General features: G+C 66.6%; 12 protein-coding genes and 1 tRNA gene. 6 read left to right on the top strand and 7 right to left on the bottom strand.

What is annotated here, in order from left to right:
- Window positions 1–210 precede the first annotated feature (210 nt).
- Window positions 211–1,605, bottom strand: coding sequence for a leucyl aminopeptidase family protein (locus ABWP84_RS03305; RefSeq protein WP_353210571.1), 1,395 nt, complete (start codon window positions 1,603–1,605; stop codon window positions 211–213).
- A 67-nt stretch (window positions 1,606–1,672) separates the two neighbouring features.
- Between ABWP84_RS03305 and hslV the strand changes: the two genes are divergently transcribed.
- Complete coding sequence (hslV, locus tag ABWP84_RS03300) at window positions 1,673–2,251, top strand: ATP-dependent protease subunit HslV (protein WP_408904233.1); 579 nt, start codon at window positions 1,673–1,675, stop codon at window positions 2,249–2,251.
- Entirely contained in the window at window positions 2,251–3,567 is a 1,317-nt protein-coding gene (hslU, locus tag ABWP84_RS03295; protein WP_353210569.1) for an ATP-dependent protease ATPase subunit HslU, read from the top strand. Before hslV ends, hslU begins: the two co-directional genes overlap by 1 nt.
- A gap of 271 nt (window positions 3,568–3,838) precedes the next feature.
- Here hslU and ABWP84_RS03290 read toward each other — a convergent pair.
- The 6 genes from ABWP84_RS03290 to ABWP84_RS03265 all read right to left on the bottom strand — a co-directional run bounded on the left by ABWP84_RS03290 (window position 3,839) and on the right by ABWP84_RS03265 (window position 9,940).
- Window positions 3,839–3,913 (bottom strand) — tRNA-Glu (locus tag ABWP84_RS03290).
- Between the two features lie 74 nt (window positions 3,914–3,987).
- A complete protein-coding gene (recJ, locus tag ABWP84_RS03285; RefSeq protein ID WP_353210651.1) occupies window positions 3,988–5,673 on the bottom strand; it encodes a single-stranded-DNA-specific exonuclease RecJ in 1,686 nt (561 codons plus the stop codon).
- Between the two features lie 157 nt (window positions 5,674–5,830).
- On the bottom strand, window positions 5,831–6,832 hold the full coding sequence (glpX, locus tag ABWP84_RS03280; protein WP_353210568.1) for a class II fructose-bisphosphatase: 1,002 nt from the start codon (window positions 6,830–6,832) through the stop codon (window positions 5,831–5,833).
- Window positions 6,833–6,881: 49 nt separating this feature from the next.
- Window positions 6,882–8,174, bottom strand: coding sequence for a homoserine dehydrogenase (locus ABWP84_RS03275; protein WP_353210567.1), 1,293 nt, complete (start codon window positions 8,172–8,174; stop codon window positions 6,882–6,884).
- Window positions 8,171–9,382: an LL-diaminopimelate aminotransferase gene (locus ABWP84_RS03270; RefSeq protein ID WP_353210566.1), complete on the bottom strand. Its 1,212-nt coding sequence runs from the start codon at window positions 9,380–9,382 to the stop codon at window positions 8,171–8,173. Before ABWP84_RS03270 ends, ABWP84_RS03275 begins: the two co-directional genes overlap by 4 nt.
- Before the next feature lie 81 nt (window positions 9,383–9,463).
- A complete protein-coding gene (locus ABWP84_RS03265; RefSeq protein ID WP_353210565.1) occupies window positions 9,464–9,940 on the bottom strand; it encodes a hypothetical protein in 477 nt (158 codons plus the stop codon).
- Window positions 9,941–10,087: 147 nt separating this feature from the next.
- Between ABWP84_RS03265 and ABWP84_RS03260 the strand changes: the two genes are divergently transcribed.
- From ABWP84_RS03260 to ABWP84_RS03245, 4 genes are read left to right on the top strand one after another with little or no spacing between them, the layout of a single operon-like run.
- Window positions 10,088–11,890 (top strand): class I poly(R)-hydroxyalkanoic acid synthase, encoded by a 1,803-nt coding sequence (locus ABWP84_RS03260; protein WP_353210564.1) that lies wholly within the window; start codon window positions 10,088–10,090, stop codon window positions 11,888–11,890.
- A 52-nt stretch (window positions 11,891–11,942) separates the two neighbouring features.
- Window positions 11,943–12,200 (top strand): type II toxin-antitoxin system prevent-host-death family antitoxin, encoded by a 258-nt coding sequence (locus tag ABWP84_RS03255; RefSeq protein ID WP_353210563.1) that lies wholly within the window; start codon window positions 11,943–11,945, stop codon window positions 12,198–12,200.
- Complete coding sequence (locus ABWP84_RS03250; RefSeq protein WP_353210562.1) at window positions 12,197–12,586, top strand: type II toxin-antitoxin system VapC family toxin; 390 nt, start codon at window positions 12,197–12,199, stop codon at window positions 12,584–12,586. The genes ABWP84_RS03255 and ABWP84_RS03250 overlap by 4 nt, the downstream gene beginning before the upstream one ends.
- 31 nt (window positions 12,587–12,617) lie before the next feature.
- Window positions 12,618–14,249, top strand: a complete 1,632-nt coding sequence (locus tag ABWP84_RS03245) for an FAD-dependent protein (protein ID WP_353210561.1) — start codon at window positions 12,618–12,620, stop codon at window positions 14,247–14,249.
- The last annotated feature ends 104 nt before the right edge of the window (window positions 14,250–14,353 follow it).

Here is a 14,353-nt window from a genome sequence, read left to right as displayed (position 1 = left end):
CGAATCTCGCAGCCTTCCCTCCCGGCAGGGTGGGGCAGCACGCGAAGCAGCCTCAGTCCGTTATCGTGATCTTCTCTAGGAATCCTATAGGCCGAACTTGACAAGTCTAGTCAAGATTTATGTGAATTATCGGCAATGTTTTTGCCGAAAAATTGCCAGGCCGCGCCGCCGCCATCACCGCAATCGGCAGCGAATCAGCCGATTAGACAATTAACGGATGGAATCGCGGTAAATTGCCAAACCGGATTGAAGCGCGCGCAGCCCCGTGGCCTCGCCCCCCTCCGGCCGGCCGGGGCGGTTCGCATCATTCCAGGCATACAGGTCCAGATGCGCCCAGGGCACAGCCTTGGGCACGAATCGGCGCAGAAACAACGCCGCCACCACCGCCCCGGCGCTGGGTTTGCTGGACACATTGTTCAGGTCAGCCACGCCGCTATCGAGCCAGCTGTCATAGCCATCATGCAGCGGCAGCCGCCACAGCGGGTCATGCGCCGCGCTGCCGCCCTGCAACAAGGCATCGGCCAGCGCATCATCATTGGCGAAAAGCGCTGGCAGGTCCGGCCCCAGCGCCACCCGCGCCGCCCCTGTCAGCGTCGCGCCATTGAGGATCAGCGCCGGTTGGTGTTCGGCCGCGAAGGTGAGTAAATCGGCCAAAACCAGCCGGCCCTCGGCATCGGTATTGCCAATCTCCACCGAAAGCCCCGCCCGGGTGGCGATCACATCGCCGGGGCGGAAGGCCTCGCCGGAGACGGAATTCTCCACCGCCCCCACCACCAGCAGAATGCGCCAGGGGGCGCGCGCCGCCATGAGGCAATCGGCCAGCGCCAGCATCACCGCGGCCCCGCCCATATCCTTCTTCATCCGCAGCATGGCCGAGGGTGGCTTGAGGTCGAGCCCGCCCGTGTCAAAACACACGCCCTTGCCGCAGAGTGCCAGCAGCGGCGCATCCGCCTCGCCCCATTCCACAATGGCGATGCGCGGCGCACGGGGGCTGCCACCGCCCACCGCCTGCACCGCGGGAAAACCCTCGGCCAGCGCCGCGCCCTCGATCAGGCGAAACCGCGCGCCATGGCGGGCAGCCACATCGCCCACCGCGGCCGCCAATTCGGCCGGGCCGAGCGCATTGGCCGGGGTATTGATCAGGTCACGCGCATGATTGGTGGCCTGCAACTGGGCCAGGGCGGCCTGGTCACTGGCCGCACCGGGCAGCACCAGCCGGGCCGGGGCGCGCTTGGGCTGCTTGAAACGGCCATAGCGATAGGCCCCCAGGCCCCAGCCCAGCACCGCCGCCGCGGCATGTTCTGGCGCGGCCAGATGCCACAGGCTGTCCTGCGGCAGGCCAAAGGCGAGGCCGCCAAAGCTCATCGGTGTTACCGGGCCATCGCCCAGGCCCAGCACCGCGCTGGCCAGCCCGCCGCTGCCATCGCCACCCAACGCGGGCAGCAACATCAGTGCCTGCGCCTGGCCGGTGAAGCCGCAGGCCTCACAATAAGCGCGATGGGCGGGTGGCAGGGCCTCGGCCAGCCCGGCGGGGGTGACAATATGCAGGGGCAGCGAATCCCCAGCCTCGGCAAAGCAGCTTTCCATGCCCCAGGGGTAGCCCATTCAATTCCGCTGCGCCACCGCCCCGCCATGCGTTGCAACCGGCGGCGCATCGCGCCACATGAGCGGCATGATGAACACGTATGACCGGCCGCACGACCCGCTGGGTTGGCATGGCACCACCATCCTCTGCGTCCGCCGCCTTGGCCCTGATGGCCAGATGCAGGTGGCCATGGCCGGCGATGGCCAGGTCTCGATGGGACAGACCGTGGTGAAGGGCAATGCGAAGAAGGTGCGCCGCATCGCCGGCGGCCGAGTGCTGACCGGTTTTGCCGGCGCCACCGCCGATGCCTTCACCCTGCTCGAAAGGCTTGAGGCGAAGCTGGAACGCTTTCCGGACCAATTGGAGCGCGCCTGCGTCGAATTGGCCAAGGATTGGCGGACCGACCGGTATTTGCGCCGGCTGGAGGCACTGCTGGCCGTCGCCGATAAGGACCGCTCCCTGCTGCTCACCGGCCAGGGCGATGTGCTGGAGCCCGAGGATTCGGTCATTGGCATCGGCTCGGGCGGCAATTACGCCCTCTCCGCCGCGCGCGCTTTGATGACGGTGGAGGGGCTCTCCGCCGAGGAAACCGCCCGCCGCGCCATGAAGGTGGCCGCCAGCATCTGCGTCTATACCAATGGCAATTTTGTGCTGGAGACGCTGTGATGGATGCCGTGAACCTCTCCCCGCGTGAAATCGTCAGCGAGCTTGACCGTTTCATCGTCGGCCAGAATGACGCCAAGCGCGCCGTGGCCATTGCTCTGCGCAACCGTTGGCGGCGCCAGCAATTGCCCGAGGCCATGCAGGCCGAGGTGGTGCCCAAGAACATCCTGATGATCGGCCCGACCGGCTGCGGCAAGACCGAGATCGCCCGCCGCCTCGCCCGCCTGGCCAATGCCCCCTTCATCAAGGTGGAGGCAACCAAATTCACCGAGGTTGGCTATGTCGGGCGCGATGTGGACAGCATTATCCGCGACCTGCTCGAAGTCGCCATCGCCCAGCTGCGTGAGGCCGCCCGCAAGGGCGTGCAGGCCCGCGCCGAACTCGCCGCCGAGGAGCGGCTTCTCACCGCCCTGGTCGGCGAAGGTGCGGCCGGCGAGACGCGGCAAAAATTTCGCAAAATGCTGCGCTCGGGCGAGATCGAGACCCGCGAAATCGAGGTTCAGGTCAGCGACCCCACTGCCAGCCCCATCGGCATGCTGGAAATGCCGGGCATGCCCCCCGGCATGCAGGGCATGCAGGACCAATTGGCAAAAATGTTCGGCAAGGGCGCCAAACCGCGCAAAATGAGTGTGGCCGCGGCGCGTGAGGCGATGCAGCGCGAGGAGGCCGACAAGCTGCTCGATGACGAGGCGCTGACCCGCGATGCGGTGCGCCATGTCGAGAATAACGGCATCGTCTTCCTCGATGAGATCGACAAGATCGCTCGTGGCTCGGGGGCCGATGGCGTGCGCGGCGGCGATGTCAGCCGCGAGGGCGTGCAGCGCGACCTGCTGCCGCTGATCGAGGGCACCACGGTCAATACCAAGCATGGCGCGGTGAAGACGGATTTCATTCTCTTCATCGCCTCGGGTGCCTTCCACCTCTCCAAACCCTCCGACCTGCTGCCCGAATTGCAGGGCCGCCTGCCCATTCGCGTCGAGTTGAAGGCGCTCACGCGCGAGGATTTCCGCCGCATTCTGCGCGAGCCGGAGCATTCCCTGGTCAAGCAATATATCGCGCTGATGTCCACCGAAGGCCTGACGCTGGACATGGCCGAGGATGCGGTGGATGCGGTGGCCGACCTCGCCGCCGATATCAATGCCAATGTGGAGAATATCGGCGCGCGGCGCCTCTCCACCGTGCTCGAACGCCTGCTGGAGGAGATCAGCTTCACCGCCTCTGACCGCCCGGGTGAGACGGTGCGGGTGGATGCGGCGCTGGTGGCCGAGAAGGTGGCGCCGCTGGCCGGCTCGGCCGATTTGTCGCGCTACATTCTGTAGCGCCGCGGCCTTTTTTTGGACAATAAATCCGACAATCAAACAGACGCGACGGCCCCAGGCCGCGCGCGCCGCTCACGATAGGATGACCACGCCAGGCCACCGGATACCAGCCGAGGCGCAGGGTGACACGCCCAAAGCGGAGCGGCGCCTGATGGCGGTGACCGCGATGGCCAAAACCACCCAAAACGCGAACAAAAAACTGTAAACCCCAAACGTCAGAGTTTACAAAAAGCGACCTAACGTCTCGGCTTTATTGGAAAAAACAAGTGGCTGGTGACCCGTGCGGGAATCGAACCCGCCTTTCAGCTGTGAAAGAGCCGTGTCCTAACCGATAGACGAACGGGCCACTCGTGAGGGGGGGATACGCGGCGAGGCTGCGGCGGTCAATCCCCGCAGGCCCAAGGATATGTGATCAGATGCTCATACCCGCGCCGCATCGATAATCTGAAACCCGGCCGAGACCTGGTCTTGCCACCGCTCTGCCCGCAAATGCCCCACCAGATGCAAGCCCACGCCGCGCGCGCCCAGCAGCAGCTCGGCCAGCGGGCCATCCTTGGCGCGGAAGCACACCGCCTTAAGCCGGCCGCCATCCTCGCCTTCGAGAAAGGCGCGCACCACGCTGCCCTCGCGGCCCACCCTATCGGCCTTCACCACGCGCACGCGCGGCAGGGCGAAGAGCGGCTCCTCATTGCCGGCGCCGAAGGGGGCAAGCCGCTCGATCTGCCCGGCCATCTCCACCGTCGCACCGCGCAGGGTGAGGCTGCCATCAAGCAGCAATTCACCCCCCGGCGGCAGGGCGGCGGCGCCAGCCAGGCGCTCATTCAACACAGCATGGAATTCCTCGAGACGCTCCGCCGCGCAGGAAAATCCCGCCGCCATGGCATGGCCGCCCCCGGTCAGCAGCATCTCTTTCGCCCGGGCATAAAGCACGGCGGCACCCAGATCGAGCCCGGTCACGCTGCGGCCCGAGCCCTTGGCCACCCCATCGGACACCCCCGCCACCAGGCTGGGCCGATTGAATTTTTCCTTCAGCCGCGAGGCCACAATGCCCACCACGCCAGGATGCCAACCCTGGCCATGCACCAGCAGCACCCCATGGCCGCGGGCGAGTTGGGCGGCACCCTGGTCCAGCGCATCCTGCAGCACCGAGGCCTCCACCTCCTGGCGCTGGCGGTTCACCGCATCCAGCCGCTCGGCCATGGGGGTGGCCTCCACCGAATCGGCGGCGAGCAGCAGGCGCAGGCCCAGGTCAGGCTCGGCGATGCGCCCGCCGGCATTGATGCGAGGGCCGAGGGCAAAGCCCATCGTATAGGCCGAGGGCTCGCCCTTGACGGCGGCGACTGCCATCAGCGCCGCCAGCCCCGGCCGGTTGCCGCGGGCCAGCACCCGCAACCCTTGCGCGACCAGCGCGCGGTTGACGCCCAGCAGCGGCACCACATCGCACACGCTGGCCAGTGCCACCATATCGAGCATATCGAGCAGGTCAGGCGCGGGCCGCTTGGCGAAATACCCCGATTGCCGCAGCACCCGATGCGTCGCCACCAGCGCCAGAAAGGCCACGCCGGCAGCGCAGAGATGGCCCAAGCCCGAATGGCAATCCAGCCGGTTGGGATTGACCGCGGCTAGCACCGGAGGGGGCGCGCCCTCGGCCTTGTGGTGGTCGAGCACCACCACATCGGCACGGCCTTGGGCTGCGGCCAGCGCCGCATGGGCGGCAATGCCGCAATCGACGCAGATGATCAGCCGCGCCCCGGCATCGCAAAGCGAGGCAATGGCGGGGGCATTGGGGCCATAGCCCTCGCGCAGCCGGTCGGGCACGTAATGGCTCACCTGCCCGCAGCCCAGATCGCGCAGGCCCTGGACCATCAGCGCGCCGGAACAGGCGCCATCCACATCATAATCGGCAAAGACCGCCACCGCCTCATCGCGGCGCACCGCCTCGGCGATGCGCGCGGCGGCCTCATCCATATCGCGCAGGATGGCGGGGTCGGGCAGCAGGGCGCGCAGCTTGGGGGCGAGGAAATCGCCCGCCGTATCGGGGCCAATGCCACGCGCGGCGAGCAAGCGGCCGACCAATTCTGGGATATCGAGGCGCTGGGCGAGCATCAGCCCGGCGCGCTCATCGGCGGCGCGCCAGGACCAGGCGCGCCCCGTGGCGCTTTGCGCCACACCCAGTGCCACGGCGCTTTGCGTCACACCCAGTGCCACGGCGCTTTGCGCCACACCCAGTGCCACGGCGCTTGGTGCCACGCCCAGCCCGGCTTCAGGCAATGAAGGAGACCGGCTTCACGTTGAAATTGTGATGGCCCTCAACATAGCGCACCGTGCCGGATTTGCTGCGCATGACGATGGAATGGGTGAAGGCGCCGCCGCCAAAGCGCCGCACGCCCTTGAGCATCGGCCCCGTGGTCACGCCGGTGGCGGCGAACATGACATTGCCCTTCGCCATTTCCTCCAGCCGGAAGATCCGGTTGGGCTCGGTGATGCCCATGGATTTCGCCCGCTCGATCTGGCTGTCATCCTCATAGATCAGCCGGCCATACATTTGCCCGCCGATGCAGCGCAGCGCCGCCGCGGCCAGCACGCCCTCGGGCGCGCCACCCCAGCCGACATACATATCCACCCCAGCCTCGGGCTGGCTGACGGCCACAACGCCGGAGACATCGCCATCGGGAATGAGCATGACGCGCGCACCCGCAGCGCGGCAGGCTTTCAGCAATTCCTTGTGGCGGTCACGGTCGAGCATGCAGACGGTGAGGTCACCCACATCGCATTTCTTGGCGCGGGCGAGGGATTTGAGGTTCTGCTCCATGGTGGCGTCGAGGCTCACCACATCATTGGGCAGGCCGGGGCCAACCGCCAGCTTGTCCATGTAAATATCCGGCGCGTGCAGAAAGCCGCCCTTTTCGGCCAGCGCGATGGTCGCCATGGCATTGGGCCCGCCCTTGGCGGTGAGGCTGGTGCCCTCCAGCGGGTCCACCGCGATATCGGCCAGCGGGCCGCCGCCCGATTTGGCGTAAAGGCCTACCTTCTCGCCGATATAGAGCATCGGCGCCTCATCCATCTCCCCCTCGCCGATCACCACGGTGCCGTCGATCGCCACCGTGTCGAAGGCGTGGCGCATGGCTTCCACCGCCGCGCCATCGGCGGCGTTTTTATCGCCCTTGCCCACCCAATTGGAGGCGGCGAGGGCGGCAGCCTCGGTCACGCGCACCAATTCGAGGGCGAGGTTGCGGTCGGTCACCTGACCATCGGTGGGCGTCATGCGGCAAGCTCCGGCGTTATGGCGGGGTGAGATTGGTGAGGGCAGGGGGTCACAGCGCCTCGATTCGGATCAGTGCCGGTTTTTCCAGCACGCAATCCAGCGCTGCGAGGCGGCTCATCGCGGCCTGCATGGCCGCCTCCTCGCATTCATGGGTGGTGAGCACCACCGGCACCGCCTCGCCCGGCGCGCGGCCGCGCTGCAGCATGGATTCGAGCGAGATCGCCGCATCGCGCAGCACGGCGGTCACATCAGCGATGACGCCCGGCCGGTCGAGCACCATCAGCCGCAGGTAATAGGCGCCGCGATGGCGCTGCATCGGCAAAGCAGGGGCGTGGCTGAGCGCGGATTGCTCGGCACCCCAGACCGGGCTGTGGCGGTCGCGGGCAATGTCGATCAGATCCGCCACCACGGCGCTCGCGGTCGGGCCACCGCCGGCGCCGCGGCCCTCCAGCATCACCCGGCCGACCGCATCACCCTCGGCGACGACGGCATTGAACACGCCATCCACCCGGGCGATGGGCGCGCTGAGCGGCACCATGCAGGGATGCACCCGGGCGGAGACGCCGCCCTCGCCATGCTCGGCGATGCCCAGCAGCTTGATGCGGAAACCCAGCGCCTCGGCCATGGCGATATCAACGGCGGAGATTTCGCGAATGCCCTCGACATGCACCTCATCAAAGGCGACGGGGCGGTTGAAGGCCAGGGCCGCCAGGATGGCGAGTTTATGGGCGGCATCAATGCCATCAATGTCGAAGGCGGGGTCGGCCTCGGCATAGCCAAGCTTTTGCGCCTCGCGCAGCACTTCGGCGAATTGCAGGCCGCGGATGCGCATCTCGGTGAGGATGTAATTGCAGGTGCCGTTGAGAATGCCGGCAACGCGGCGAATCTGATTGCCGGAAAACCCCTCGCGCAGCGCCTTGATCGCCGGGATGCCGCCAGCCACCGCCGCCTCGAAGGCGAGGGTTACGCCCTTCTGTTCGGCGAGCGCCGCCAATGCGCGGCCATGAATGGCCAGCAGCGCCTTATTGGCGGTGACCACCGGCTTGCCCGCGGCGAGTGCGGCCTCAACCAGGGCGCGGGCGGGGCCTTCGCTGCCGCCAATGGCCTCGACCACCACATTCACACCCGGATCGGCGGCGAGCGCCACCGCATCCTCATACCAGCGCAGCCCGGCCAGCGGCACGCCGCGATCCTTGTTGCGGTCACGCGAGGAGACGGCGGTGACCACGATGGGCCGGCCGGCGCGGGAGGCAATGAGGCCCGCATTGCTGCGCAGCAGATTGGCCACACCCGCCCCCACAGTGCCCAGGCCGGCGATGCCAATGGCGAGAGGCTTGCTCATACTTCAGACAATTCCTCGATGGGGGCGGCGTTGTCGCCGGCCAGAAAGCCACGAATGCCGCGCAGGGCCTGGCGGATGCGGTGATTATTCTCGACGAGGGCGATGCGGACATGGCCATCGCCATGCTCACCAAAGCCAATGCCCGGGGCGACGGCGACCTTGGCCTTTTCCAGCAGCAGCTTGGAGAAGCCAACCGAGCCGAGATGGCGGAATTTTTCCGGAATCGGCGCCCAGAGGAACATCGAGCCCTCGGGTGAGGGCACGTCCCAGCCAGCCGCATGCAGGCCTTTGACCAGCACATCGCGGCGGTCCTTATAGAGCACCCGCATCTCGGCCACGCAGTCCTGCGGCCCGTTCAGGGCAGCGGCGGCGGCGATCTGGATGGGGGCGAAGGCGCCGTAATCGAGATAGGATTTCACCCGGGCCAGCGCCGAGATCAGCCGCGGATTGCCCGCCGCGAAGCCCATGCGCCAGCCTGGCATATTGTAGGTTTTCGAGAGGCTGGTGAATTCCACCGTGCAATCCATCGCGCCGGGAATTTCCAGCACTGAGGGCGGCGGCGTCTCGGAAAAATACAGCTCGGCATAGGCAAGGTCGCTGAGGATGAAGAGTTCATGCTTCAGGGCGAGGGCGACCAGGTCCTTGTAGAATTCCCGGCTGGCCAGCAGCGCTGTCGGGTTGGACGGAAAATTCACGATCAGCGCGGTGGGCTTGGGCACGGAATGGCGCACCGCGCGGTCAATCGCGGCCAGCATTTCATCATCAGGCGTATAGGGGATGAAGCGGGCCGAGGCGCCGGCAATGATGAAGCCGAATTGATGGATCGGGTAAGAAGGGTTGGGCACCAGGATGGTGTCGCCGGGGCTGGAAATAGCCTGGGCCAGATTGGCCAGCCCTTCCTTGGAGCCCAGCGTGGCCACCACCTCGGTCTCCGGGTTGAGCTTCACGCCGAAGCGGCGATCATAATAACCGGCCAGCGCCTTACGCAGCCCCGGAATGCCCTTGGACATGGAATAGCGATGGGTGCGCGGGTCGGCCACCGCCTCGATCATCTTGGCGACGATATGCGGCGGCGTCGGGCTATCTGGATTGCCCATGCCAAGGTCCACAATATCCTCGGCCGCGGCGCGGGCGCGGGCCTTGGCCGAGTTCACCTCGGCAAAGACATAGGGCGGCAGACGGCGGATGCGGTGGAATTCTTCTGGCATGAAATATTCGCGTGCTAGGGGTTCAAACCCCTCTTGTAGCCCAGCCAGCCGGCGGGTGCCACACGGGCGAGGGCGCTCAGTTTATAGTCTGGGTGGCGGCGGCGGGGTGCTGTCAGCCGGGCCCAGAAGGTCGGGCGTGGGCAGGGCGGGCACCTCGCCCGGCTCGGGCGCCACAGCGCCGGGGGCGATCAGCGCGGGCCCCGACCAGGGGATGGCAGAGGCGGCCGCCAGATTGGGCCGGGCGGGCGGGGCGGCCGGAATGGCGGGCGTGCCCGGGGCGGCGGCGGTGAAGACGGCCGGGCCGGCGCGCATGGCCAGCGGCTCGCGCGAGAGGGCGCGGTCCTGTGCGAGGGCATTGTCCAGGCTCATGCGGGTGGCGGGGTCCGGCCGGCTCGGCCGGGGCGGCACCTGGCCGAGATTGCCGCTCGGCTGGTCGAGCCCCGGCGGGGGGATGCGGGATTGGAAATTCGCCCCGGAGATTTCCCGAAACAGGGTGCGCGGCCGCAATTCAGGCGGCACGGCGCAGCCCAGCAAAGGCGATGCCGCCAGCAGCGCCATCAAAATGCCGCGTGCTTGCGCGCCCCATCTGTGCTTTCTACCCTGCAACAGCTTCACCGCCATGCGCCTTACCAACTCCGCCCCCGGTTTGCCCGGATGTGGCGCCGCTTGGAAGAGGGCGGGGGCACAACATCTCTTGGACGCATAATGGCCGATAAGAACAACAACGAGACACCCCATTTCGGCCTGCCGGAACCGGCGCTGATGACCCGTACCATGGCCGAGGTGGCCGAGCGAGGCCAGCGCATCGTGGGCGACTTCCTCCGCCGCCAGGCCGAGGATTCCTCCAAGCCCGATCCGCTGAATATCGGCCATGCCTTCATGGAGATGACGGCGCGGATGATGGCCAATCCAGCCCAGCTCGTGCAGGCACAGATCGGCTTCTGGCAGGATTACCTCACCCTGTGGTCGAACACCGCGCGGCGGATGATGGGCGGCGATGCCCCCGCGGTGATCGAGGAGCCGCGCGGCGACCGCCGCTTTAAGGATGATGCCTGGCGCGAGAATGAAGTATTTGATTTCATTCGGCAAAGTTATTTGCTGAGCAGCCGCTATTTCACCTCCGTGGTGCAGGGCACTGAGGGGCTGGACGCCAAGACGGCGCAGAAGGTGGATTTCTACACCCGCCAATTCGTCGATGCGATGAGCCCGGCGAATTTCGTCATGACCAACCCCGAGGTGCTGCGCCGCACCGCCGAGACCGGCGGCGCCAATCTGCTCAAGGGGCTGACCAACCTGCTCTCCGACCTGGAGCGGGGCAAGGGCAAGCTGCGCATCCGGATGACCGATGACAGCAAGTTCAAGGTGGGCGAAAACATCGCCGTCACCCCCGGCAAGGTGGTGTTCCAAAACGACCTGATGCAGCTGATCCAATACGCGCCGACGACCGAGACGGTCTATAAGCGGCCCCTGGTGATCTTCCCGCCCTGGATCAATAAATTCTACATCCTCGACCTGCGGCCGAAAAATTCGCTGATCCGCTGGGCGGTCGAACAGGGCCACACCGTGTTTGTCGCAAGCTGGGTCAACCCCGATGAGCATTTGTCGGAAAAGGGTTTCGACGATTACATGAAGGAGGGCGTGCTCGCAGCACTCGACGCCATTGAGGCGGCGACAGGCGAGCGGGCGGTCAATGCCATCGGCTATTGCCTGGGTGGCACGCTGCTGGCCACGACCTTGGCCTATATGGCGGTGAAAAAGGACACGCGGATCAAGACCGCGACCTATTTCGTGACCATGACCGATTTTGAGGAAGCCGGCGAATTGGGCGTCTTCATCGATGAGGAGCAGTTGCAGGGGCTGGAGGAGCGCATGGGCAAGCGCGGCTTCCTCGATGGCCGGGAGATGGCCACCACCTTCAATATGCTGCGCGCCAATGACCTCATCTGGTCCTTCGCGGTGAACAACTATCTGCTGGGGCAGGAGCCCTTCCCCTTCGACCTGCTGTACTGGAATGATGACAGCACCCGCATGCCGGCGAAGATGCACAGCTTCTATCTGCGCCGGATGTATCAGGCGAATGATCTGTGCAAGCCAGGCGGCATCACCCTGCTGGGCACCGCCATCGACCTGCGTAAAATCAAGGTGCCAAGCTATCTGGTCTCCACCCGCGAGGACCATATCGCGCCCTGGAAGAGCACCTATCGCGGCACCCAGCTTTATGCCGGGCCGGTGCGCTTCGTGCTGGCGGCCTCGGGGCATATTGCCGGCGTGGTGAACCCCCCCGAGGGCGGCAAATACAGCCATTGGGTGAATGAGGAATTGCCCGCCAGCCCGGATGAATGGTTTGCCGGCGCCACCGAACTCTCCGGCAGTTGGTGGCCGGATTGGCAGCGCTGGGTCACCGGCCAGGACAAGGCCATGGTGCCGGCGCGGGTGCCGGGCGAGGGCAAATTGCCGGCCCTGGAGGATGCGCCGGGTGGCTATGTGCGGGTGATGGCGACGGATTGAACTTGCGCGCGTGTCGCGTTTTGTGTACGCCTACTGTTAAAGGAGGCCGGCCATGGAAGCGCTGATCGACGACCTCAATGTCCGGGAGCTGCGCGACAACCTCGCCGAGCACCTCGCGCGCGTCGCCGCCGGCGCGTCCCTGGTCGTCACATCGCGCGGCCGGCCGGTCGCCCGCCTCGTGCCCTATGTGGCGGCCGAGGCCCGGCGCTTTGGCTTCATGGAGGGGCAGATCGCCTTTCTCGATGAGGATGATGGCATGGAGACGGATATCGCCGCCTCCATCATCGCAGAGCTTGATCCGCCGGTTTGAGGCTGCTGCTCGATACCCATGTGCTGCTCTGGTTCGCCGCCGGGCACCCCCGGCTGGGGGCGGCAGCGCGCGAGGCAATCGCCGCGCCCGATCATGAGGTGCTGGTGAGCACCGTGTCGCTATGGGAGGCGGCGATCAAGGTGCGGGTGGGCAAGCTGGCGGTGGACATACCCGCCCTCACAACCGGCTGCGTGCGGGCCGGGTTTCGCATTGTGGCGCTTTCGCCGCTCCATGTGGCGCGGCTGATGAAGCTGCCGCTGCCGGGGGAACATCGTGACCCCTTCGACCATTTGCTGCTGGCACAGGCGGCGGCGGAGGGGGCGCAATTCGTCACCGCCGATGCGCGGCTGGCGGGTTTTGGCGTGGCATTGCTGCCCGCGGCTTGAGCTTTGCCCGCCGCGGTGCCACCTGAGCGCCATGTTGCGACTGCACGACATCACCCTGGCTCTCGACCATGACGCCGCCGCCCTGCCCGCTGCCATCGCGGCACGGCTGGGTGCGGTGCCGCGGCATTGGCAGATCGTCCGCCGCGGGGTGGATGCGCGCAAGCGCAGCGAGATCAAGCTGGTCTATTCCATCGATGTCACGCCCGCCGAGGACCCGCCTGGGCATCCCAAAACGGTCTCTGCTCCGGAGATGCGCTACCGCTTCGTCGCCGACGCGCCAGAACACCTCGCCGAGCGCCCGGTGGTGGTGGGCACCGGGCCTTGCGGCATTTTCGCCGCCCTGCTGCTGGCGCAGATGGGCTTTCGGCCGATCATCCTCGAGCGCGGCCAAAAAGTGCGGCAGCGCACCAAGGACACCTGGGCCCTGTGGCGGCGCAACATCCTCAACCCCGAATCCAATGTGCAATATGGCGAGGGCGGTGCCGGCACCTTCTCCGACGGCAAGCTCTATTCGCAAATCCGCGACCCGCTGCTGCATGGCCGCAAGGTGCTGACGGAATTCGTCAAGGCCGGCGCGCCGGAGGAAATCCTCTGGGTGGCCAAGCCGCATATCGGCACCTTCCGGCTGGTCTCCATGGTCGAGCGGATGCGGGCCGAGATCGAGGCCCTGGGCGGCGAATATCGCTTTGGCACCAAGATGGAGGAGGTGCTGCTGGGGGTGGATCGCCAGGTGCTGGGCCTGCGTCTGTCCGATGGCACCACGCTGCCCACCCGGCATGTGGTGCTGGCACTCGGCCATTCCGCCCGCGACAGCTTTGCCATGCTGCATGCGGCTGGCGTGGCCATGGAGGCCAAGCCGCTCTCCATCGGCGTTCGCATCGAGCATCCGCAGGCCATCATCGATGCCGCCCGCTATGGCCATGCCGCCGGCAACCCCATCCTGGGGGCGGCGGATTACAAGCTGGTGCATCACGCCGCCAATGGGCGATCGGTCTATAGTTTCTGTATGTGCCCGGGCGGGCGGGTGGTGGCGGCGGCCAGCGAGCCGGGGCGGCTGGTCACCAATGGCATGAGCCAATATTCGCGGGCCGAGTTCAACGCCAATGCCGGCATCGTGGTGGGCATTTCGCCGGCGGATTTCCCGCAGGCCGGGCCGCTCGGTGGCATCGCCTTCCAGCGGCATTGGGAGGAGCAGGCTTTTATCGCCGGCGGCGGCAATTATGCCGCGCCGGCGCAGCGGGTGGAGGATTTTCTGGCCGCCCGCGCCTCGGTCTCGCTCGGCGCGGTGGTGCCCAGCTACAAGCCGGGTGTGACACCCACCGATCTGGCGCGCTGCCTGCCCGATTTCGCCGTCGCCGCGATCCGCGAGGCGCTGCCCGCCTTTGGCCGGCAGATCCGCGGCTTTGCCATGGGCGATGCGGTGATGACCGGGGTGGAAACCCGCACCTCCTCGCCGCTGCGCATTGGCCGCAGCGATGGTTGCGAAAGCCCCAATACGCCGGGGCTCTACCCGGCCGGCGAAGGGGCGGGCTACGCCGGGGGCATTCTCTCGGCCGGGGTGGATGGCATTCGCGTGGCCGAAGCGGTGGCCTGCGCCATGCTGGGCACATCCTTGCCGGTGGAACGCAGGCGCGCCGCACCGATGAGCGATGGCTGGGGCTGATGATCTGGAGCCGTTTTCCTGGAGCTTTGAAATTTATCAAAATCAGAATCTAACGAAGGTGCAGGAAACTCGTCGACATACATGTCGACCCTGCTGGGGTGCTC

Source organism: Rhodovarius sp., from assembly GCF_040399605.1.
GTDB classification, from domain to species: Bacteria; Pseudomonadota; Alphaproteobacteria; order Acetobacterales; family Acetobacteraceae; genus Rhodovarius; species Rhodovarius crocodyli_A.
This window is presented reverse-complemented; position numbering and strand designations above follow the sequence as displayed.